General features: G+C 42.1%; 20 protein-coding genes and 1 riboswitch. Of the genes, 18 read left to right on the forward strand and 2 right to left on the reverse strand.

The features are described 5' to 3' along the window. Positions 1–11 precede the first annotated feature (11 nt). The 16 genes from Q0465_RS08530 (at position 12) to Q0465_RS08605 (ending at position 18,098) form a co-directional block, all read left to right on the forward strand. Complete coding sequence (locus tag Q0465_RS08530) at positions 12–233, forward strand: hypothetical protein (RefSeq protein ID WP_298615075.1); 222 nt, start codon at positions 12–14, stop codon at positions 231–233. Positions 234–771: 538 nt separating this feature from the next. Then, positions 772–2,586 carry a dihydroxy-acid dehydratase gene (gene ilvD / locus Q0465_RS08535; RefSeq protein WP_298615078.1) on the forward strand — a complete coding sequence of 605 codons (1,815 nt, stop codon included), beginning with the start codon at positions 772–774 and terminating at the stop codon, positions 2,584–2,586. Between the two features lie 20 nt (positions 2,587–2,606). Further along, positions 2,607–4,343: a biosynthetic-type acetolactate synthase large subunit gene (gene ilvB, locus Q0465_RS08540; protein ID WP_298615080.1), complete on the forward strand. Its 1,737-nt coding sequence runs from the start codon at positions 2,607–2,609 to the stop codon at positions 4,341–4,343. Positions 4,344–4,376: 33 nt separating this feature from the next. Further along, positions 4,377–4,907: an acetolactate synthase small subunit gene (gene ilvN / locus Q0465_RS08545; protein ID WP_298615082.1), complete on the forward strand. Its 531-nt coding sequence runs from the start codon at positions 4,377–4,379 to the stop codon at positions 4,905–4,907. A gap of 50 nt (positions 4,908–4,957) precedes the next feature. After that, entirely contained in the window at positions 4,958–6,004 is a 1,047-nt protein-coding gene (gene ilvC / locus Q0465_RS08550; RefSeq protein WP_298615083.1) for a ketol-acid reductoisomerase, read from the forward strand. Positions 6,005–6,162: 158 nt separating this feature from the next. Next, positions 6,163–7,659: a 2-isopropylmalate synthase gene (locus Q0465_RS08555; RefSeq protein ID WP_298615085.1), complete on the forward strand. Its 1,497-nt coding sequence runs from the start codon at positions 6,163–6,165 to the stop codon at positions 7,657–7,659. Positions 7,660–7,786: 127 nt separating this feature from the next. Continuing rightward, positions 7,787–9,190, forward strand: a complete 1,404-nt coding sequence (leuC, locus tag Q0465_RS08560; RefSeq protein WP_298615087.1) for a 3-isopropylmalate dehydratase large subunit — start codon at positions 7,787–7,789, stop codon at positions 9,188–9,190. Positions 9,191–9,242: 52 nt separating this feature from the next. After that, positions 9,243–9,830: a 3-isopropylmalate dehydratase small subunit gene (leuD, locus tag Q0465_RS08565; protein ID WP_298615089.1), complete on the forward strand. Its 588-nt coding sequence runs from the start codon at positions 9,243–9,245 to the stop codon at positions 9,828–9,830. A gap of 47 nt (positions 9,831–9,877) precedes the next feature. Continuing rightward, positions 9,878–10,948: a 3-isopropylmalate dehydrogenase gene (gene leuB, locus Q0465_RS08570; RefSeq protein ID WP_298615092.1), complete on the forward strand. Its 1,071-nt coding sequence runs from the start codon at positions 9,878–9,880 to the stop codon at positions 10,946–10,948. 13 nt (positions 10,949–10,961) lie between these two features. Next, a complete protein-coding gene (ilvA, locus tag Q0465_RS08575; protein ID WP_298615095.1) occupies positions 10,962–12,221 on the forward strand; it encodes a threonine ammonia-lyase in 1,260 nt (419 codons plus the stop codon). Positions 12,222–12,523: 302 nt separating this feature from the next. Further along, positions 12,524–13,024: a Cys-tRNA(Pro) deacylase gene (ybaK, locus tag Q0465_RS08580; RefSeq protein ID WP_298615097.1), complete on the forward strand. Its 501-nt coding sequence runs from the start codon at positions 12,524–12,526 to the stop codon at positions 13,022–13,024. 146 nt (positions 13,025–13,170) lie between these two features. Continuing rightward, positions 13,171–13,281 (forward strand): AraC family transcriptional regulator, encoded by a 111-nt coding sequence (locus Q0465_RS08585; protein WP_298615099.1) that lies wholly within the window; start codon positions 13,171–13,173, stop codon positions 13,279–13,281. 179 nt (positions 13,282–13,460) lie between these two features. Continuing rightward, positions 13,461–14,933: a cysteine--tRNA ligase gene (gene cysS / locus Q0465_RS08590; RefSeq protein ID WP_298615102.1), complete on the forward strand. Its 1,473-nt coding sequence runs from the start codon at positions 13,461–13,463 to the stop codon at positions 14,931–14,933. A 235-nt stretch (positions 14,934–15,168) separates the two neighbouring features. Next, on the forward strand, positions 15,169–16,266 hold the full coding sequence (locus tag Q0465_RS08595; protein ID WP_298615104.1) for a glutaminyl-peptide cyclotransferase: 1,098 nt from the start codon (positions 15,169–15,171) through the stop codon (positions 16,264–16,266). Positions 16,267–16,315: 49 nt separating this feature from the next. After that, a complete protein-coding gene (locus tag Q0465_RS08600) occupies positions 16,316–16,984 on the forward strand; it encodes a uracil-DNA glycosylase (RefSeq protein ID WP_298615106.1) in 669 nt (222 codons plus the stop codon). A 118-nt stretch (positions 16,985–17,102) separates the two neighbouring features. Continuing rightward, complete coding sequence (locus Q0465_RS08605; RefSeq protein WP_298615108.1) at positions 17,103–18,098, forward strand: class II fructose-bisphosphate aldolase; 996 nt, start codon at positions 17,103–17,105, stop codon at positions 18,096–18,098. A gap of 143 nt (positions 18,099–18,241) precedes the next feature. Here the strand turns inward: Q0465_RS08605 and Q0465_RS08610 are convergent, their stop codons facing one another. After that, positions 18,242–19,699 (reverse strand): arylsulfatase, encoded by a 1,458-nt coding sequence (locus Q0465_RS08610; protein WP_298615111.1) that lies wholly within the window; start codon positions 19,697–19,699, stop codon positions 18,242–18,244. Positions 19,700–19,925: 226 nt separating this feature from the next. Here Q0465_RS08610 and typA point away from each other — a divergent pair, with 226 nt between their 5' ends. Then, on the forward strand, positions 19,926–21,743 hold the full coding sequence (gene typA / locus Q0465_RS08615; RefSeq protein WP_298615114.1) for a translational GTPase TypA: 1,818 nt from the start codon (positions 19,926–19,928) through the stop codon (positions 21,741–21,743). A gap of 87 nt (positions 21,744–21,830) precedes the next feature. After that, positions 21,831–22,027, forward strand: a riboswitch (cobalamin riboswitch). A 140-nt stretch (positions 22,028–22,167) separates the two neighbouring features. Here the strand turns inward: typA and Q0465_RS08620 are convergent. Continuing rightward, complete coding sequence (locus Q0465_RS08620) at positions 22,168–22,755, reverse strand: YtfJ family protein (protein WP_298615116.1); 588 nt, start codon at positions 22,753–22,755, stop codon at positions 22,168–22,170. A 132-nt stretch (positions 22,756–22,887) separates the two neighbouring features. Between Q0465_RS08620 and Q0465_RS08625 the strand changes: the two genes are divergently transcribed. Further along, positions 22,888–24,060, forward strand: a complete 1,173-nt coding sequence (locus Q0465_RS08625) for a BamA/TamA family outer membrane protein (protein WP_298615118.1) — start codon at positions 22,888–22,890, stop codon at positions 24,058–24,060. Positions 24,061–24,092: the final 32 nt, after the last annotated feature.

The raw sequence follows: 24,092 nt of genomic DNA on the forward strand, positions 1-24,092 counted from the left end.
ACTTTGAGGCGATGAGATTAGTAATAACGGGAATTTTGACGATTGTCATCATTATACTGATGGCTTTGCTCAGATGGGAAAATAAACCCAAACAGCAATTTTCTGCTATATATAATCATTATGAATTCCAGACGGGAAAAAATTTTCTGCCGGAAGAAGTAAAAGTATTTTTCTTTCCTTTGTCTTGTGTCAAAAACGAACTGTACATTTCTTCCCATCCGAGAGAAGAATAGAAAGAAACACCCCTAATCTTTCCTCACTTCTCACAGATGAATACTCCTTCCGGAAACCCACAGATTAACAATATTACACTCTTTCTTCCGAACGAAAAGTTTATTTATTAATAAGTTGTCCGCTGAATCCGTATCCGGTATAAAACAATGTCGTCTTTTTAAGCCCCTACTTCTCCCTACAGCCAAAAAGGAGAATAAACACACCTAAGTATCAATTAAAATCCAAAAATAATGAATTTTTATGCATACGTTTGCATTTGTATAATTCTACACAAAACGCTTATAGAGTGTAAATAATTGAAGAAATATTTGGTTTTTTCAAAGTTTCATTGTTATATTTGTGTGCATAAAAATTTAAAATATGACAAATTTATATTTACACCTAATTAATATTCTGACTCTCGTGGTCCTCTGCCACGACGTGAGAAAGGTGTATTTAATTGAATGATGATATAGACATATAGAGTTTTAAAGGCCTTTCTCACAAATGGGAAAGGCCTTTTTGTTTTCAGCAACACACTGCACAATCTACATAAAAATGAGAAACAAACTAAGAAGCGCAATTACAATGACGGGCCGGAGAATGGCGGGAGCCAGAAGTCTATGGCGCGCAAACGGGATGAAACAAGAACAATTTGGCATGCCGGTGATCGGCATTGCCAACTCGTTCACTCAATTTGTTCCGGGACACGGACATCTGCATGAAATCGGACAATATGTAAAAGGTCTCATCGAACAAAGAGGATGTTTTGCTGCCGAATTCAACACAATCGCAATAGACGATGGAATAGCTATGGGACATGAAGGAATGCTTTATTCTTTGCCTTCCCGGGAATTGATAGCAGACAGCATTGAGTATATGGCTAACGCGCATCAAATAGATGCTTTGGTTTGTATCAGCAATTGCGATAAAATCACCCCTGGCATGTTAATGGCTGCCATGCGGTTAAATATTCCGACGATATTTGTATCCGGCGGTCCTATGGAAGCCGGTTCTTATAAAGGAAAAGCTGTAGACCTGATTGATGCTATGGTAATGGGGGCTGACGAACGTTATTCCGAAAAGGAAATAGAAGAGATTGAAAAATGTGCTTGTCCGGGCTGCGGTTCCTGTTCCGGTATGTTTACGGCAAATTCCATGAATTGTCTGACGGAAGCATTGGGATTGGCCATACCCGGAAACGGTACTATACCTGCTACTCACAAAAACCGGAAGCGTTTGTTTGAAAAGGCAGCTTCCCTGATTGTACAAAAGGCAGGAGCATATTATTTTGAAGGGGACAATTCCGTACTGCCCCGCTCCATTGCTACCAAAGCCGCTTTTGAAAATGCAATGTCCCTGGATATCGCCATGGGGGGCTCTACCAATACCGTACTCCATTTACTGGCCATTGCCCACGAAGCCGGGGTCAGTTTTACGATGCAGGATATCGACCGCTTATCGAAAAAAATTCCGGTACTTTGTAAGGTTGCCCCCAATTCCCATTATCATATACAGGATGTAAACCGTGCCGGAGGAGTCATGAGTATTATGGGAGAATTAGCTGCTGCCGGTTTGATTGATACCTCTGTAAAAAGAATCGGATATGACAACCTGGAATGTTGCCTTGCCAAATACAACCTCAGAAGTAGCCGGCTCAGTCAAAAAGCCCGCAAGTTTTATCTGAGTGCTCCGGGAGGAGAATTTTGCAGAGAACTGGGAGCACAAGGCAATTATCATGCTAGCTTTGACGACGACCGCATTCACGGATGTATACGGGATGTAGAACATGCTTACTTTAAAGACGGAGGTCTGGCTGTGCTCACCGGGAATATCGCCCGGAACGGATGCATTGTCAAAACAGCAGGAGTAGACGAATCCCTTCTGAAATTTCGGGGGAAAGCAAAAGTTTTCGAATCGCAGGGACAGGCCATGAACGGGATTTTAAACGATGAAGTCAAAGCCGGGGATGTGGTGGTTATCCGCTATGAAGGACCGAAAGGAGGACCGGGAATGCAAGAGATGCTTTATCCCACTTCTTATCTGAAATCCAAACACCTGGACAAAGCCTGTGCTCTTATTACTGACGGACGTTTTTCCGGAGGGACATCAGGCCTATCCATCGGACACATTTCCCCCGAAGCTGCCGCCGGAGGAGAAATAGCAATTATTGAAGATGGAGATATCATTGAGATAAATATTCCGGAACGCAGTATCCGTGTCCTTCTTTCTCCGGAAGAATTGGCAAACCGGCTTAAAGCCTGTAAAGTTTTCAAGCCGGCCGCACGCGACCGGCAGGTATCCGCCTCTTTACAGGCATATGCTATGCTGGTAAGCTCTGCTGATAAAGGAGCCGTCAGATATATCCGCTAAAAGACAACACAACACACACAATGAATACAAACACATCCTCTCTGCAAAGAGAAAAACAACATCCGGAATCTTCCGGGATTTCAGGAGCCAAAGCTGTTATCGAAACCTTGTTGCAAGAAGGAACCGATACGCTTTTCGGCTATCCGGGCGGAACAATCATGCCGGTTTACGATGCCTTGTATGATTACCGGGACCGTATCCGTCATATTTTAGTACGTCATGAACAAGGAGCAGTACATGCTGCACAGGGATATGCACGGGTCAGCGGTAAAACCGGGGTTTGCCTGGTCACTTCCGGCCCGGGAGCCACCAATACCGTTACAGGATTAGCGGACGCATTGATGGACTCCACTCCTATTGTCGTCATCAGCGGACAGGTCAGTTCCCAGCTTCTGGGTACCGATGCTTTCCAGGAAACCAATTTCATAGGGATTACACAGGCAGTAACAAAATGGAACTGCCAGGTAAAACAGGCTGCTGACATTCCTCTGGCCATAGCCAAGGCCTTCTATATCGCCCGTTCCGGTCGTCCGGGTCCCGTCGTCGTGGATATTACGAAAGACGCCCAACAGGAAATTACAGATTTCCATTATTCAAAAATTGCCGGGATACGGAGTTATACGCCTTGCCCGTCCCCGGATGAAACACAGATTGCAAAAGCCGCCCGGCTTATAAATCTTGCCCGTAAACCGCTCGTTCTGATCGGTCAGGGCGTATTACTGGGACATGCCGAAAAAGAACTCTCCGACTTTTTACAAAAAAGCGGTATTCCGGCAGCCTCCACCCTATTAGGACTTTCTGCCATTCCGACCGAACATCCCCAATATGTCGGGATGTTAGGGATGCACGGCAATTATGCACCGAATATTAAAAATAAAGAATGCGATTTGCTGATCGCAATCGGAATGCGGTTTGACGACCGGGTCACCGGAAATCCGGAAAAATTCGGAATAAACGCAAAGATTATCCACCTGGAAATCGACCCGGCCGAAATTAATAAAATTATCTATGCAGACGTACCTGTCACCGGAGATGTAAAAGAAACCCTTCCTCTGTTGACAAAGCAGCTTGTCAAAAAGGAACATTCCCAATGGCTTGAAGAATTTCACGCTTGCTATCAAATCGAATGTCAGGAAATTATAGAAAAAGAATTATTTCCGGCAACTCCGGCCTTACGTATGGGAGAGGTAGTCCATCAGGTATCCGAAGCTTATAAAGGCAATGCTATCCTGGTAACAGACGTGGGGCAACAGCAAATGATCGCTTCCCGCTATTTCCGTTTCCGGCAAAGCCGGAGTTTAGTGACTTCCGGAGGATTGGGCACTATGGGATTCGGCCTTCCTGCGGCTATCGGAGCAAAGATCGGGATGCCCGGACGTGAGGTATGTCTTTTCGTAGGAGACGGTGGATTTCAAATGAATCTACAGGAATTAGGCACTATCTTTCAATCCCGTATTCCGGTAAAAATAATCCTCCTCAATAATAACTACCTCGGTATGGTCAGACAATGGCAGGAATTATTTTTCGACAAACGATACTCTTTTACTGAAATGGTTAATCCGGATTTCGGTCTTATAGCACGTGGAAACGGCATGGATTACGAATGTGTTGAAGACCGGACTCATTTACCCGATGCCATCGCGAGAATGAAAGAAAGCAAAAAGGCATACCTCTTAGAGGTAAAAGTAGAAAAAGAAGAAAATGTTTTTCCCATGATTCCAGCAGGTGCTTCCGTTTCGGAAATACGACTGGAATAGAAAGACAGGATCTACTCATTAAAAATTGAAGCTGTGGAAAAAGAATATATTATCACTATTTTTTCGGAAAATAAAGTAGGATTACTCAATCAGATCACTACCGTATTTACGTACCGGGATGTAAACATTGAAAGTCTGACGGCCTCAGAATCTTCTATACCCGGTATATATAAATACACAATCCTGGTCTGTACAGAACCGGAAAAAATAGAACAACTGGCTAAACAAATCGAAAAGAAAATCGATGTATTGAAAGTATTTGTCTTTACGCCCGATGAACTAGTTTTACAGGAAATAGCTTTATATAAAGTAGCCCGGAATAAGAATATAGAGAATCTGGTCAGGAATCAGCATGTACGCCTATTAGAAATCGATGACGACTATATCATCCTGGAAAAAACCGGGCATAAAGCCGAAACCCAAGCTTTATTTGAACTATTAAAACCTTACGGAGTATATCAATTTGTACGTTCCGGTCTGGTAGCAGTGATAAAATCCAAAAGAGAATTAATGACCGAATTTTTAAAAGGGAAAACCGGTTTCCTTTCCCAGGAGAAATATTAAAAGAATTATAATTATTGGCAAACACACATAAACGACTAAAATTTACTATTATGGCAAAAATTAATTTCGGAGGAGTTGAAGAAAACGTAGTAACCCGCGAAGAATTTCCTCTTTCCAAGGCATTGGAAACTTTGAAAAATGAAACAATAGCAGTAATCGGTTACGGAGTACAGGGTCCGGGGCAATCCCTCAATCTGAAAGACAACGGTTTTCACGTCATTGTCGGACAAAGAAAAAACAGCAGATCATGGGACAAAGCTGTTGCTGACGGCTGGATACCGGGAGAAACGCTGTTTGAAATTGAAGAAGCAGCTGAAAAGGGAACAATTATTCAGTATTTACTTTCCGATGCGGGACAAATTTCCGCCTGGCCTGCAATAAAGAAACACCTTACGCCCGGGAAAGCACTTTATTTTTCTCACGGTTTCGGCATCACTTACAAGGAACGGACGGGCATTATTCCTCCCGCGGATGCTGATGTAATCCTTATCGCACCGAAAGGTTCCGGAACGAGCCTCAGAAGAATGTTCCTGCAAGGACGGGGATTGAATTCCAGCTATGCTATCTTTCAGGATGCTACCGGAAAAGCGCTGGAAAGAGTAATTGCCTTAGGGATAGGCGTAGGCTCAGGATATTTATTTGAAACTACTTTTCAAAAAGAAGTGTATTCCGACCTGACCGGAGAAAGAGGGACTTTAATGGGGGCTATTCAGGGGCTTTTTGCAGCTCAGTATGAGATTCTCAGAGCTCACGGTCACACCCCTTCCGAGGCTTTTAACGAAACAGTCGAAGAACTCACCCAAAGCCTGATGCCTCTGATTGCAGAAAACGGAATGGATTGGATGTATGCCAACTGCTCCACAACTGCTCAAAAAGGGGCCCTCGATTGGTGGAAAAAGTTCAGAGACGCAGCAAAACCGGTATTTGAGGAATTGTACAATGAAGTTGCCTGTGGCAACGAAGCCCAGCGGTCCATCGATGCCAACAGCCGGCCGGACTATCGCGAAAAATTGGATTCAGAACTAAAAATCATGCGGGATTCGGAGATGTGGCAGACCGGAAGTGCAGTACGTAAATTAAGACCTGAAAATAACTGACAGATCAGAAACACAAAAGTGTAAAATCAAAAATTCTTTAGTTTTCCGGTATGTCGCCTCCGATCAGGAATCAACATACCTGAGGCAGAATTCTGTTCATTTCCACTATGGCAGGAATTTTAAGCCTTTGGAATTTTTTTACTTTTAAATAAAAGGACATGAGAGATAAAATATATATTTTCGATACCACATTACGGGATGCTGAACAAGTACCCGGTTGCCAACTGAATACAATTGAAAAAATCGAGGTAGCCCGCCAATTGGAAAAATTAGGTGTCGATATCATTGAAGCCGGTTTTCCGGTCTCTAGCCCCGGGGATTTCAATTCAGTAATAGAAATCTCCAAAGCGGTCACCAACCCAACAATTTGCGCTTTAACCCGGGCGGTAAAAAAAGACATTGAAGTAGCAGCTGAAGCATTGAAATTTGCCAAAAGAGGCCGCATTCATACGGGTATCGGGACTTCGGATTACCATATTTATGAAAAATTAAATTCCCATCCTGAAGAAATTATCCGCCGGGCCGCTGAAGCCGTAAAATATGCCCGTCAATTCGTAGAGGAGGTAGAATTTTATGCAGAAGATGCAGGACGTACCGCTGAAGAATACCTGGGGCGGGTCGTCGAAGCTGTTATACAGGCAGGTGCAACAGTTGTAAACATACCCGATACGACAGGTTATTGTTTACCCAATGAATACGGGGCAAAAATCGCTTATTTAAAAAACCACGTTCCTAATATTGACAAAGCCATCATTTCTACCCATTGTCACAATGACCTGGGTATGGCTACCGCCAACACCCTTGCCGCTATTCAAAACGGAGCCCGACAGGTGGAAGTAACTATCAACGGTTTAGGAGAACGGGCTGGGAATACAGCTTTGGAAGAAGTAGTAATGGCTATTTCCTGCCATAAAAACCTGGATTTTGATCTGGGAATCAACACCCGCCAAATAATAGCCAGCAGTCAGCTGGTATCCAGCCTTATGCGGGTACCGGTCCAACCCAATAAAGCCATTGTAGGAAGAAACGCCTTTGCGCATTCTTCCGGAATTCACCAGGACGGAGTACTGAAAAGCAGAGAAACGTATGAAATCATCGATCCGGAAGAAGTCGGAGTCGACCAATCCAGTATTATCCTTACAGCCCGTAGCGGACGCGCCGCTTTAAAACATCACCTGAAAGAAATAGGGTATACTCCGGAAGGAGAAGAATTAGATGCCATTTACCAGAAATTTCTGGAATTGGCAGATAAGAAAAAAGATATCACAACCCGGGACCTCGAAGTATTGGCAGGCACAGAAAAATCCAGAAAAAACCGTTCCCTGAGATTGGAAGCCTTACAAGTAGTATGCGGTTCAACCACCATTCCGACCGCCACAGTACAGGTAAGTTTCGGAGGAGATATATTCACGGAAACGGCCAGTGGTAACGGTCCCGTCGACGCAGCTTTCAACGCCGTAAAAAGTATAACGAAACGCCGCGTTCATGTTGAAGAATACCTCGTACAAGCCATCACAAGGGGAAGCGACGATTTAGGAAAAGTCCATGTGCAAATTTCCCATAAAGGGAAAATGTATCACGGTTTTGCAGCGAATACAGATATCATTTCCGCTTCGGTAGAATCTTTTTTAGATGCAATATCGAAAATTTCCTAGTTTTCAAAAATGACCGGAAAATCAAATTGACAGCCAAAGAAAACCGTTTAGAGAAATTTTTATCCATTACACCTTAAAAATTGAAATAAAAGGCAGGTTTTAAGTTATACACGTTTTATCGAAATTTATGAAGACATTATTTGACAAAATTTGGGAGGCTCATGTATTAGATACAATTGCGGGTGGAGCAAGTGTACTTTATATCGACCGGCAATATATACATGAAGTCACCAGCCCGCAAGCATTTGAAGGAATCCGCAAACGGGGAATAAAAGTATTCCGGCCGGCACAAACCACAGCCAGTCCGGATCACAATATACCCACTAAAAACCAGCATTTACCGGCACGAGATCCCCTTTCCCGGGAACAATTAACGACCCTGGAAAAAAATTGTGCTGAACAGGGAATTTCGATTTTTAAGGTGGGAAGCCCCCGTAATGGAATTATTCATGTAGTCGGTCCGGAAACCGGTCTGACTCAACCGGGTATGACGATTGTATGCGGAGACAGCCATACTTCCACCCACGGAGCTTTGGGATGTATTGCTTTCGGAATCGGAACCAGCGAAGTGGAGATGGTATTGGCCTCACAATGTGTTTTACAGACACGTCCTAAGACCATGCGCATTACTATCGAAGGAAAATTAAACAAAAACGTCTGTTCAAAAGATATTATTCTTTATATCATATCTCATTTGGGAACCGGAGGCGGGACCGGCCATTTTATCGAATTTGCCGGTTCTGCTATCCGTTCACTTTCGATGGAAGCCCGAATGACCATCTGTAACATGAGCATCGAAATGGGAGCCAGAGGAGGCATGATTGCCCCGGACGGGAAAACCTTTGCTTACCTGAAAGGACGGGAATACGCTCCTCAAGGTGCGGCATGGGAAAAAGCTGTTGAAAAATGGAAACAACTCTATAGTGATGCAGATGCGGTTTTCGATAAAGAGGTGAGCTTCCGGGCTGAAGACATCGAACCGATGATTACTTATGGCACAAACCCGGGGATGGGAATAAAAATTAAAGGGACGATTCCCCATGCTACAGAAATAGATATCACTTCCCGCGCCTCTTTTCTGAAGGCCCTGGAATATATGAATTTCCAGGCGGGAGAAAGAATCGAAGGCAAAAAGATAGACTATGTTTTTGTAGGCAGTTGTACCAATGGACGTATTGAAGACCTAAGAGCTTTCGCAAGCTATGTAAAAGGAAAAAAGAAAGCACCACACATTACAGCCTGGATCGTTCCCGGAAGCAAACAAGTAGAAAAACAAGCCATTGAAGAAGGCATACGGGACATATTGGAAGCGGCCGGATTCGAATTACGTCAACCCGGATGCTCCGCTTGCCTGGCGATGAACGAGGATAAAATTCCCGAAGGGAAATATTGTGTAGCTACTTCCAACCGGAACTTTGAAGGGCGGCAAGGTCCCGGAGCCCGTACTTTACTGGCCGGTCCTTTAGTGGCTGCTGCCGCTGCTATACAGGGAGTCATCACTTATCCCGATTTCACTCTTCTTCCTTCCTGAAATTTTAAAACAATCTGATTTTGAATAGTTAAACTTTTAAACCTCATCCCTTATGATAGACAAATTCAATATGCTGACAAGTACCGCAGTACCTTTAAATATCGAAAATATAGATACGGACCAGATCATTCCTGCCCGTTTTCTTAAAGCAACCCATAAAGAAGGATTCGGGGCCAATCTTTTTTACGACTGGCGTTATGACCAGCAAGGGAAACCCAAATCCGGCTTCGTCCTGAACAATGAAAAATACAAAGGAATGATATTAATTGCAGGCAAAAATTTCGGATGCGGATCCAGCCGGGAACATGCGGCCTGGGCGATATACGGAGCCGGATTCAAAGTAGTCGTATCCAGCTATTTTGCAGATATTTTCCGTAACAATGCTCTCAACAACGGTCTGCTACCGGTTCAGGTCTCAGAATCGTTTCTAACCGGATTACTTAAACAAGTGGAAACCTTTCCAGAAACCCTCATTACAGTCGATCTGGAAAAACAATCCATTCATTACCAAGGTAAAACTGAAATATTTGATATTAATTCCTATAAAAAAGAATGCCTTTTAAAAGGTTACGATGATATCGATTATTTATTGAGTATCCGGGGAAAAATACAGGTATTTGAAAAATGTAAGGATCTATAAACCCGGGTTAAAAGCGGATAAATTAAATTAAAATAATATTCAATACTATGACAAAGCTAAAAATAGCAGTACTCCCCGGAGACGGTATCGGTCCGGAAATTATAAAACAAGGCTTAAAAGTGATGGAGGCTATAGGAAACCGGTTTGGACATAAATTTGACTACTCTTACGGCCCAGTAGGAGCAACAGCAATAAGGGAGAAAGGGGATCCTTATCCGGAAGAGACCCATCGTCTGTGTCTGGAAGCGGACGCTGTCCTCTTCGGAGCCATTGGAGACCCCCGTTTCGACAATGATCCAAAAGCTAAAATACGTCCGGAACAAGGCTTACTGAAAATGAGAAAGGAATTAGGACTATATGCCAACATCCGGCCTATAACCCCTTTTCCTTCCCTTATCCAGCGCTCCCCTTTACGTGAGGAACTGGTAGACGGTGCCGACTTCGTTTGCATACGGGAACTGACCGGAGGGATTTACTTTGGTCGCCCTCAAGGACGTTCGGAAGACGGACAAACGGCTTTCGACAGTTGTACATATAGCCGGGAAGAAATCCGCAGAATAAGTAAATTAGGTTTTGAATATGCCCGAAAACGTCGTCAGAAACTCACAGTCGTCGACAAAGCCAACGTCCTGGCAACTTCCCGTTTATGGCGGGAAACTGTACAGGAAATGTCATCCGGCTGGCCGGAAGTAAAAGTCGAATATATGTTCGTAGATAATGCTGCCATGAAAATTATACAACAACCCCGTCATTTCGATGTCATCATCACCGAAAATATGTTCGGGGACATACTTACGGACGAAGCAAGTGTCATCACAGGTTCCCTGGGTCTGCTACCCTCGGCTTCCATCGGCATACATACGTCTTTGTTTGAACCCATTCACGGCTCTTATCCCCAGGCTGCCGGTAAAAACATAGCTAATCCGGTAGCCACAATTTTATCCGTTGCTATGATGTTCGAATACGCTTTTAACCTACAGGCAGAAGGGCAAGCCATCCGGGAAGCGGTCGCTCAATCGCTCCAGGAAGGTATTGTTACAGAAGACCTTGCAGGAAACAACAATTCATATAGTACAGAAGAAACAGGAGATTACATTGCCCAAGTCATACAATCCTAAACAATTAATATTTATGAATGAAAATAACTATTTCCCTGAGCTCAGAAATATCATGACGGCAGCCCATACCTTAAACGAAATATTACTGCCCACTCCACTGATGAACAACCGGCATCTTTCAGAACATCTGGGAGCCAACATTTTCCTGAAACGGGAAGATCTGCAAATGGTACGTTCTTATAAAATCCGGGGAGCCTATAATAAAATCAAATCCCTTACGCCGGAAGAAAGAGCACGCGGTATCGTGTGTGCAAGTGCAGGAAATCATGCACAAGGAGTCGCTTATTCCTGCAATAAATTACGTATTTCAGGGAAAATAGTTATGCCTGTCACGACGCCCAAACAAAAAATAAACCAGGTTAAGATGTTCGGAGGAAAATACATCGATGTCCTGTTGACAGGCGATACATTCGATCAGGCAAATGCAGCGGCTCAGGAAGAATGTTCCAAAAATAAACTGGCTTATATCCATCCTTTTAATGATCCCCGTATCATCGAAGGGCAAGCAACCATCGGCCTGGAAATCCTCCAGGAAGCCAAGGAACTCATCGATTACCTTTTCATTCCGGTAGGAGGAGGAGGACTAATCTCCGGAATAGGAAGCTTATTCAAACAATTAAGTCCCAAAACAAAAATTATAGGTGTAGAACCGGCAGGGGCTGCCAGTATGAAAAAATCCCTGGAAAAAGGAGAAATTACCGGACTGGCAGAAATTGACAAATTTGTTGATGGGGCCGCTGTTCAACGGGTAGGAGAACTGACCTTCGACATTTGCCGACAGGTTGTGGACGATATTATCACCATACCGGAAGGGAAAATCTGTACCACCATCCTCCAGCTGTACAATTTTGATGCGATCGTAGTAGAACCGGCAGGAGCCCTGAGTATGAGCGCACTCGACAATTACAGCAAACAAATTAAAGGCAAAAACGTCGTCTGTATTGTCAGCGGAAGTAATAACGATATCACCCGGATGGAAGAAATCAAAGAAAGATCCTTACTATACGAAGGCCTGAAACATTACTTTATTGTCCGTTTCCCCCAAAGAGCCGGAGCACTTCAAAACTTCGTCAATCACGTACTGGGTCCGCAAGACGATATCACCTATTTTGAATACCGGAAAAAAACACAGAGAGAAAAAGGACCAGCTGTCATCGGCATTGAGATTCAACATCCCGAAGACTTCCACAAATTGATCCAGAGGATGCAGGAACAAAATATAAAATACCAATACCTGAATGAAAACCCGAATTTATTCGAATTTTTAATTTAAAGAGAATGATTAAATATACATAAGTGAAAAGGGTAAACGGTATTCTGTACCCGATGAACGTCCGTCTGACAACTTGCTGATTAACGAATCTCCGATTCTGATTAAAGGAGTATTAAGCAGAAACTTTAGTTTCTCTTATCAGCAAAATGTCACTTTACGGAACTCACCCGGCAGAGTTGCAGGCAGGCATAGGGTTGGGCACACCTGCTGTATATAACTTCTGCGTTTCCAACATTCCTTTTCCAAGCTGTCCTTTCTTTAACAGAAATTTTTTACTTTTACCGGAGAAAAACAAGGGGGTTATGAAAATCAACAAGACCAACGCGGCACGCCTGCTGGATAAAGCTAGAATTCCCTACGAATTAATCCCTTATAAAGTGGATGAAAACAATCTGTCAGCTACGCATGTCGCAGCACAATTGAATGAAAATATTCAATGTGTATTTAAAACGCTCGTGTTAGAAGGAGATAAAACCGGATATTTTGTCTGTATTATTCCCGGAGATCAGGAAGTAGACCTCAAACTGGCAGCAAAAGCCTCTGCCAATAAAAAAGCCGATCTTATTCCCCAGAAAGAATTGCTTCCCCTTACCGGCTATATCCGCGGAGGATGTTCTCCTATCGGTATGAAGAAAAACTTCCCTACTTTCATTCATCCTACCTGTTTAAAGTTTCCCTCTATTTATATCAGTGCCGGCATACGTGGTCTGCAAATCAAAATCTCACCGCAATCCCTTATTTACTTTTCCCGGGCAAAGGTAACAGAACTCACTCATTCACAGAACGAACCAACATCAGAATAAAAAGAATTATAAGGCCATATACATCTAAAAGCTCAAAATGACAGGTGATCTGCAAATTTTTTAAAATCCGGACGACTAAAACTTTCATACAATTTTAAAATGCAATCAGAATCGGAATAGCCTGTAAATATTAAGTCGAAGGTAAAATGAATATCAGCGACATCGCTTATCAAACAGGATTTAATAATTTATCCCATTTTATCCGTCAGTTTAAAAAACTGATCGGTTTAACTTCTTCCGAATATCAGAAAAATTAAACAAACATCAATTTCAGTAAAAAATATATTGTTTTTTCCCGCTATAGGTCAGTTACTATGCGAAATTTTCTAATTTGTCAACAATTTATTTTCGGTCTTTTGCTTTTTACTTTTTTTCTCTACCTTTACATTCTTCTTATAAGGAGATTAACTTAATTTTACGATTATCATTCAAGATCATGGAAAATAAATTGATTATATACAACACCATGTCGCGACGGAAAGAGGAGTTTCAACCGTTAAACCCGCCTTTTGTTGGCCTGTATGTCTGCGGGCCTACTGTATACGGAGATGCCCATTTGGGACATGCGCGTCCGGCGATTACATTCGACGTCCTTTTCCGGTATTTACAATATCTAGGTTATAAAGTCAGGTATATCCGGAACATTACGGACGTGGGCCACCTGACCAATGACAGTGATGACGGAGAAGATAAAATCGAAAAGAAAGCTAAACTGGAACAGCTGGAGCCAATGGAAATTGTTCAGTTTTATACCAATCGCTATCATAAAAACATGGAGCAACTGAATACGTTATCGCCCAGTATCGAGCCTCACGCTTCGGGACATATTCTCGAACAGCAAGCCCTGGTGAAAAAGATCCTGGAAAACGGATATGCATACGAAAGCGATGGAAGTATTTATTTCGATGTAGAAGCTTACAACAAAAAATATCAATACGGCAAACTTTCCGGACGAAAAATAGAGGAACTTTTTGCCAATACCCGTCAATTGGACGGACAAAGTGAAAAACGAAATCCCTATGATTTTGCTTTATGGAAAAAAGCTTCCCCGGAACACATCATGCGTTGGCCTTCTCCCTGGAGCTACGGTTTTCCGGGCTGGCATCTGGAATGCTCCTGCATGAGTCAAAAATATTTAGGCGATACATTTGACATTCACGGAGGCGGTCTGGATTTACAGTTTCCACATCACGAATGTGAGATCGCACAAAGTACGGCTGCATACGGTCACGAAGCTGTACGCTACTGGATGCATAATAATATGATTACTATCAATGGACAGAAAATGGGAAAATCATTGGGTAATTTTATTACCCTCGATCAACTCTTTTCCGGCCAAAACGACGTATTAGAGCAAGCTTATTCCCCTATGACTGTTCGTTTCTTTATCCTGCAAGCCCATTACAGGAGTCCTCTCGACTTTTCAAATGAAGCTTTAAAAGCAGCGGAAAAAGGGTACGAACGCCTGATGTCTGCAATCGAAGTACTTGATCACCTGAAACCTTCCGGCTACAATACCGTCAATGTAGATGAATTATACGCCAAATGCTTCGAAGCGATGAATGACGATCTGAATACTCCGATCCTGATTTCCCAGCTTTTCGAAGGCGTACGTATGATTAATTCGATCGTTTCGGGAAAAGAGCAGATTGACGCCTCCCATTTGGACAAATTGAAAAAACTATATCACGATTTCGTATTTGAAATCCTCGGCCTGAAAAAAGAAGGGGAAACTGTAGGAAAAGACCACGAAGTGCTGGGCAAAGTTCTCGATATGGTGATGTCTATCCGTACCGAAGCCAAACAGAAAAAAGACTGGGCAACTTCCGATAAAATCCGGGACGAATTAAAAGCGGCCGGTGTACAGGTAAAAGACACCAAAGAGGGTTACGAATGGAATGTAGAATAAAAAGAAGCAAGGATCACCGGCAATCCTTTTTCCGGTACAGGATACTTTGCTTTTGATAAAGGTTAGCCTGACAATCTGTCGATAAAGTGTTCTCTGCCTGGATAAGCTGACTTTATCGGTGGGGTCAGGTTTCCTTAATCGGGAAAACGTTATTCCGTTTCCCCGGAGAAATAGTAAATCGCCGTCCTTAGGAAAACAGAGGGAAGGATTCCCTTTTTAATATATTTATTTATATATGCCTTACTTTTATTTAATTATTATTCTGCTTCTCTTAGCGTGCAAAGGAGAGAAAAAAATAGAAAAAAATACCGGGGAAAAAATTGTCACTCCTGCACCTAAAGCAGAAGGGAAATATGTCAATAGTATCCGGATTATTTCGCCGGAAAAGAATACTTTACTGAGTTATAATGATCTTATTGACCTGCGTTTTTCGGTTAAGGAGAAATTTCCGGTTGATTCCGTACAAATTTTTTGGGAGGGGAAAAAAATTGCTTCCCTAAAAGACGCCATTTCTTATTCTTTCCGGCTTCCTCCGGGAAAAACGGGAAAACGAACCCTGAAAGTAATCGCTTTTCATCCGGATAATAAAAAAGGAGTAGCGAGTGTAAATATTGAGCTTAAGCCGGACGTTGCCCCTCAGAAATACGGTTATGAAATCGTTAAAATCTACTCTCACGACCCGGGAGCCTATACCCAAGGATTAGTATATCAGGACAATTTCATGTACGAAAGCACGGGACAATACGGAGAATCAGGTATACGGAAATACGATATGAAAGATGGAAAAATACTTTCTGTATTAAATATCGACAGCAAACTTTTCGGAGAAGGGATCACTATTTATAAAGACAAAATCTTTCAGTTGACCTGGACTTCCGGACAAGGTTTTATTTACGATTTAAAAACCTTCAGTCTGGAATCCACTTTCCGCTATAACACTCAAGGGTGGGGGATTACGACCCTGGACGACCGGCTGATTATGAGCGACGGAAGTCATAAACTATATCATATAGCACCTTCTACTTTCGGTATTATTCAAGAAACAGAAGTATACGACCACAATGGTCCCGTTAAAAATCTGAATGAGTTAGAATACATTGACGGTCTGGTGTGGGCTAATGTTTGGATGAGTGACCGCATTGTAATGATAGATCCCGAAAGCGGAGAAGTGAAAGGAGAAATGGATCTGGCTGATTTACTGCCGGTAGCCGACCAACGGCAATTAGATGACAGCGATGATGTTTTAAACGGAATTGCCTGGAATCCTGAAAAAAAGACTGTATACCTGACCGGCAAACGCTGGCCGAAACTCTTTGAATTAAAAATAAAATAATTAGATCGTCTCTGCTCAAGAACGACTGGAAGTTTTAAAACAGATTATTATGGCGGATGTAAAAATTGAAGAATCCTGGAAAGCGCTATTAAAAGACGAGTTTGAAAAACCGTATTTCGAACAACTCATAGCTTTTGTCAAGGATGAGTACACACATTTCCGGATTTATCCTCCGGGGAAACTGATATTCAATGCTTTTAATCACTGTCCCGTAGAAAAAACAAAAGTAGTGATTTTAGGGCAAGATCCCTACCACGGGCCCGGCCAGGCTCATGGACTCTGTTTTTCCGTCCCGGAAGGGATTGAACAACCCCCTTCTCTTCAAAATATTTTTAAAGAAATTCATGACGATTTGGGAACCCCTATTCCAAAATCCGGTAATCTGGAACGCTGGGCAGACCAGGGAGTATTATTGCTCAATGCGACGCTTACGGTCAGGGCTCACTGCGCAGGATCCCATCAGAACAAAGGCTGGGAAACTTTTACCGACGCCGTTATCCAACGCCTGACAGAGAAAAAAAGTAATTTGGTATTTCTATTATGGGGGGCTTATGCACAAAGAAAAGGAGCTTATATTGATACTCAAAAAAATCTGGTGTTGAAAAGTGTGCACCCCTCGCCTCTTTCTGCAAACCGGGGTGGCTGGTTTGGTAATCATCAATTCAGTAAAACAAATCAGTATCTGAAAGAACACGGGATGACAGAGATTATTTGGTAAAAAGAATTTAATAATTAACAACTTAACCTTAGAACAGCTCTTTTTCAATCATCTTTTTTATTTTTATTTTTTTACTGTTATCTTTGATGCGTATTCTGTAAATTTAAAAAAATATATTATGGTAAATTACAAAGATCTAGGGCTGGTAAACAGCCGCGAGATGTTCAAAAAAGCGATGGAAGGCAAATATGCAATTGCAGCATTTAATTTTAACAATATGGAGCAAATGCAAGCCATTATATCTGCTGCTGTTGAATGTAAATCACCGGTTATTCTTCAGGTATCCAGTGGTGCACGTAAATATGCCAACCAGACTATTCTTCGTTACATGGCCCAAGGAGCTGTGGAATATGCAAAGGAACTGGGATTAAATATTCCGATTGTACTCCATCTTGACCACGGGGACAGCTTTGAACTTTGTAAAAGTTGTATCGACATGGGTTTCTCTTCTGTCATGATTGACGGTTCACACCTTCCTTATGATGAAAATGTGGCCTTAACCCGCAAGGTAGTGGATTATGCACATCAGTTTGACGTAACTGTAGAAGGAGAACTAGGCGTATTAGCCGGCGTTGAAGATGAAGTTTCAGCTGAACATCATACTTATACCCGTCCGGAAGAAGTAGAAGATTTCGTTCGTAAAACCGGAGTGGATTCTTTGGCTATTTCTATCGGTACTTCCCACGGAGCAAATAAATTCAAACCGGAACAATGTACCCGTAATGCTGAAGGTACTTTAGTTCCCCCTCCTTTACGGTTTGACATTCTGAAAGAAATTGAAAAACGTATCCCGGGATTCCCGATCGTATTACACGGTTCTTCTTCCGTACCTCAGGATAAAGTAGCAATCATCAATAAATACGGAGGAGCGTTGAAAGATGCCATTGGTATCCCCGAAGATCAACTGCGGGAAGCTGCTAAATCTGCTGTATGTAAGATCAATATCGATTCCGACGGCCGTTTGGCCATGACCGCTGCTATCCGGGAAGTATTCGTCCTGAAACCGGCAGAATTCGATCCGAGAAAATACCTTGGTCCAGCCCGGGATTCACTGAAAGAATTATACAAACACAAATTAATCAATGTATTGGGAAGTGCCAATACCGTTGAATAAAACCAAAAGACCGCCTCTTGAACGAAGCGGTCTTTTTTACTCCCTCCAAACGGACGGAATGAAAAAATTTCCTCACGGTTAAATCTATCTTTCCGGAACAAACAGAAATTTTGAACGAACCCGATTTATGCGGGACAAACAGATTATTCCTGCCTTACATTTTTCCATTCCTCTTCCAATAAAGGCCAATCCGGATTATAAGTATGAGCTTTCTCCATTAATTTTTTAAGTTCCTTTACCTTTGCCGGTTTCAAAGTCAGTAAATCCTCTTGCTCAGCCGGATCAGCAGCCAAATTATACAATTCGTATTTAGAAGCATCGCCTTTAGAAGCATTTAAACGTATTAATTTCCAGTCCCCCTTCCGTACAGCCTGCCTTCCTCCCAATTCCTGGAATTCAAAATAAAAATATTCGTGTTTTTCCTGTTTTCCTTTTCCCGTCAATAAAGGCATCAAACTGATACCATCCGTCGTTCCTGATTTACGATTTGTCAAAGCAGCAAAAGTCGGCATCATATCCCAGAAAGAACACATAAAATCCGTCTCTCCTTGCTGAATAACTCCGGGCCATACGGCAATAAACGGAACCCGGATGCCCCCCTCATATACATCCCGTTTGTATCCCCGGAAACCTCCGTTACTATTAAAAAAGTCCGGATCGGCTCCTCCTTCCTTATGAGGACCATTATCACTTGTAAAAACAATAATCGTATTATCGTAAAGTCCTAATTCTTTTAACTTGGCAACTACCTGCCCGACATAAACATCCAACCGGTAAATCATAGCGGCAAAAGTAGCATGTGGCTCCGGCTGTGAACAATATCCTCCTTTCCGGAACATCCTACACCCTGCATCACATCCTTTAAAAGGTTTTTCCGGATAAAGTCCCCGGAATTTCCGAATAATACTATCCTCCGGAACAATCAATTCCGCATGAGGAATGACATAAGGTAAAAATAAAAAGAAAGGTTTATCTTTATTTTTCTCTATAAATTCTAGTCCTTTCTTATGAATGGTATCCTGAGTATATACACCATATGCTCCGTTATAATTACCGGTCAGTTCAATGCGACGTTCGTTTTCCCACAAATGATCGGCATAATAATTATGAGCCAACAACTGACAATTATACCCGAAAAAATCGTCTATTCCCTGTCTATTCGGATCTCCTACTGAACCCGGAGACCCTAATCCCCATTTTCCGAATGCCCCTGTCACATAACCTGCATCTTTAAAAACGCTGAAAATGGAAACCATCCCTTCCGGCAAAGCAGCCTGTCCCTCCGGCTTTACCTCCTTATTGCCCCGTATAGGAGCATGTCCCGAATGTAATCCCGATAGCAGACAAGCGCGCGAAGGTGCACTGACCGTTGTTCCGGAATAACACTGTGTAAACCTCAACCCCTCCCGGGCTAAACGATCGATGTTCGGAGTGCTGAACTTCTGCTGCCCGTAACAACTTACATCTCCATAGCCTAGATCGTCAGCAATAATAAAAACGATATTAGGCGTCCGGCTAGACGATGTCTCTTGAGCAGAAACGACAGCACTAACTCCGCAAACTCCATAAGTCAGAGCAGGCAGAAAAAAACTTTTCTTCATAACGTCAGATGTTTTATCAGAAATGTATAAAATACAAAATTCAGTTACAAATGTAATAAACTTTAGGAAACTTATTTCATTATCTTTTCCCTAATCTGCCTGACAGAAAAGACTCTCTGTCTCTTTTTCAAACCTTTGTATAAATTAATTCTGCATTTTACAAACCGAATTATTCTTTTTCTCCTGTTTTTATACTAAATTTGCGCCCTAATTTTATAATCACAAAATGCAGAATTTAAGGAATATTGCCATAATCGCTCACGTCGACCATGGCAAAACGACTTTGGTGGATAAGATGATCCTCCAGGGTAAATTATTCAGAGAAAACGAAAAACAAGGAGGAGATCTTATCCTCGACAACAACGACCTTGAAAGGGAAAGAGGAATAACTATACTTTCTAAAAACGTATCAGTCCGATATAAGGATTACAAGATAAATATCATTGATACCCCGGGCCACTCTGACTTTGGGGGAGAGGTAGAACGCGTTCTGAATATGGCCGACGGGGTATTACTGTTAGTAGACGCTTTTGAAGGCACTATGCCCCAGACCCGTTTTGTATTACAAAAAGCATTGGGATTAGGAAAAAGGGCCATTGTAGTTATCAACAAAGTCGATAAGCCCAATTGCCGGCCGGACGAAGTACAGGAAGAAGTCTTCGACTTGATGTTTTCCCTGGGTGCGTCGGAAGAGCAATTGGATTTTGTGACTGTTTACGGAAGTGCAAAACAAGGATGGATGTCCACAGACTGGAAAAAACCGACTACAGATATCACGGCTTTATTAGATGCTATCATTGCTAATATTCCTGCTCCGCAGGCAGCGGCAGGTAGCCCCCAGATGCTTATTACTTCCTTGGAATATTCTTCCTATGTAGGCCGTATTGCTATCGGGAAAATAACTCGCGGAACATTAAAAGGAGGCCAGGCTGTTACTCTTTGCAAAAGAGACGGAGTCACTTTTGAAAAGACACGTATTAAAGATCTTATGCTCTTTGAAGGATTGGAGAAAAAAAAGGTAGACGAAGTAAAGGCAGGTGAAATATGTGCTTTGGTAGGGATTGAAGGGTTTGAAATCGGGGATACAATAGCAGATTATGACAATCCGGAAGCTCTTCCTCCTATTGCCATAGACGAACCGACAATGAGTATGCTTTTTACAATTAATAATTCTCCTTTTTTTGGAAAAGACGGGAAATATGTCACCTCCCGCCATATCAAAGAAAGATTGGATAAAGAACTGGAAAAAAACCTGGCACTGAAAGTACAACCGGGTCCCAGTGCTGATTCTTTTGTTGTATTCGGCAGAGGCGTACTTCATTTAAGTGTACTGATTGAGACGATGCGACGGGAAGGATATGAACTCCAGGTGGGTCAGCCTAAAGTCATCATCAAAGAAATTGACGGGAAAAAATGCGAACCCGTAGAGCAGCTCACCATCGACATTCCGGAAGAATTTTCCGGAAAAGCCATCGAAATGGTCACTAAACGCAAAGGGACTCTCAACAATATGGAAACCAGGGGTGACCGGGTTCATCTCGATTTCGACATTCCTTCCAGAGGGATCATCGGTTTACGCAGCAATTTACTTACGGCATCAGCAGGAGAAGCGGTAATCGCTCACCGGTTCAAAGGATTTGAACCTTATAAAGGAGAAATAGAAATGCGGATTAACGGTTCCCTGATTGCTATGGAAACAGGTGACACTTTTGCATATGCCATCAATAAACTTCAGGATAGGGGTAAATTTTTCATAGAACCCGGAGAAACAGTATATGCCGGTCAGGTTATCGGAGAAAGTACCCGTCCGGACGATATCGTCATCAACGTATGCAAATCCAAGAAACTAACGAACATGCGTGCCAGCGGTTCAGATGACAAGGTTAGTATTGCCCCGCCCGTAAAATTCAGCCTGGAAGAAGCGCTCGAATATATACAGGAAGACGAATACGTAGAAGTAACCCCTCATTCTATGCGCCTTCGGAAAATATTTCTGGATGAAACAGAAAGGAAGCGACACGAAAAGTCGAAATCAAACGATTGACAAGAATATAAAAGAGGCTGTCAGGATTTTTTTCCTTCAGCCTCATTTCTTTTTCCGACATCTTTGCTTTTTGGGTTTTCCTTTTTATCTTTGTTTCATGTATTTGGTGTTCATTCCCGTAATTCCCGGGTATGAATGAAAAGGGAACCGGGTGTAAATCCCGGACAGTACCCGCTGCTGTAAGCTTCCTCAAGGAAAAGCAAACTTAGCCACTGTTGAACCGACGGGAAGGCGCTTCACTCCGGAAGCAAGTCAGAAGACCTGCCAGATACCGATTTGCAGCTTTCGGGACAAAAGCACCAGGTCATATCAAGCCTGCACTTGTTATTTCCTAAATTTTCCCCCGAAAAAAAATGCCCGGAGAAAGGATAAACTGTAACTGAACTCTATCACTTTCCCGGGCTTTTTATTTAAAAAGAGATCACTAATAAACTTTTTTCTCTACCCTCTCCGTGTTTCGGCTTAAAGAATCCCGCCTTTGTCTGTCCGTATCTGTTTTTTTCTTTTTGTATTTACGGATCAAGGCATGAATCTGCTCTACCTCTTCATCCGTCAGCTGACCCGCTTTAAAAAATTCAATCACACAATCTTTATTAATCCACAATACGACAAATTTATTATTCACATTTCCCAACCTCCAGGCGTGTTTTAAAGTATGATCCGGATCATTATATACATAAGCCTGAGTTCCCGCAATCTCTTTCCGAATCATAAAACGAAGCAAAGAGTTTGCCAATAAAGGAGCATCTTTTAAATTGACAATCCCATAAGATTCTATATTTTCATCTGTAAAAGGATGTTTTTTAAAATAATTTCTGAATTCCCGGTTCTGGCTGGGATGGTCGGGATCTACATAAAAAATAAGCAGATGCTTTTCTCCCAAAAAAGGCAGCTGTAAAGGCTTATTATAAGCGTCATAAATCGTTATGGGACAAACCTTCTGCCCTAACTGAGCCTTAACTGGCACAGAAAGGAGAATCAAAAATGCAATTATGATAAATAAATGCCCCATTAAAAAATGATTTGAAAAAATTAAACATTGGCATCATTATTGCCGTAAAATCCTGCATGCAATTTGCAATCAAATGCAAAATTTACAGCAAAATGCGTGCTAAAAATATTAAATCAGATAAAAAGTATTTTTATGCGATTACGAATCCTTTATATCAACCTCTTTTTATTCCTCTTTTTGACGGATAATTACGGACAAAATGAGGATATTATTGTTGATACACTGAGGATTCAAATACAAGACACCCCCTCAAAAAATAACATTTTTCACCGTATTTACAAGTATTTTCAGGAAGCCAATAAGCCAAAAGAAGAAAAAAAATTCGACTTCAGTATTATCGGAGGTCCTCATTATGCCAGTGATACAAAATTAGGTTTAGGACTAGTTGCTTCCGGATTATACCGGATAGACAGTACTGACAAATCCATCTCTCCTTCAACGGTCTCCTTTTACGCAGATGTGACCACCACCGGATATTATCTGCTGGGGGTAAAGGGCAATACCCTTTTTCCCAAAGAAAAATACCGTTTGGATTACGACCTCTATTTTTTTTCTTTTCCGAGTAAGTATTGGGGACTAGGCTATAAAAACGGTAGTAACGAAGCTCATTATACTACTTATGACCGCAAAGAAATTCAATTGAAAATTAATTTTTTGAGAAAAATCACTTATAACACTTTCCTCGGCTTTACAGGCATATATCGTCATGTAAACGGAAAACATTTTAAAGATATCGGTTTCCTGGAAGGTGAAAAAAGTAATATTTCTACTTTCGGAGGCGGCATTTTAATCTCTTACGATTCGAGAGATTTCATTCCGAATCCCTATACCGGTCTTTATGCAAAAGTAGAACAGACCTTCTATCCCTCTTTTTTAGGGAATAAATATTCTTTCCGACGGACAGATATCATTCTCAGACATTATTCCCCCCTCTGGAAAGGAGCTGTCCTGGCTACGGATCTGGAAGGAATTTTAAATTACGGAGATACCCCCTGGAGTATGGTCGCACAACTCGGAGGAGCTTATCAAATGAGAGGATATTACGAAGGCCAGTACCGCGACAATAATTTAGTTCAGACACAATTCGAATTGCGTCAAAGAATATATAACCGCCACGGAATCGCCGTTTGGGTAGGAGCCGGAAATGTCTTCCCTAAATTTAATAAATTTCAATGGGATGAAACTTTGCCTACTTACGGTTTAGGGTATCGGTGGGAATTTAAAAAGAGAGTAAATGTCCGGTTAGATTATGGTTTTGGGAAAAAACAAAGTGCGTTTTATTTTAACATAAATGAGGCATTCTAGCAGACTTCAAAAAACGAAAAAGCAAATGCCTC

Source organism: uncultured Odoribacter sp. (assembly GCF_937966165.1).
Taxonomy (GTDB): domain Bacteria; phylum Bacteroidota; class Bacteroidia; order Bacteroidales; family Marinifilaceae; genus Culturomica.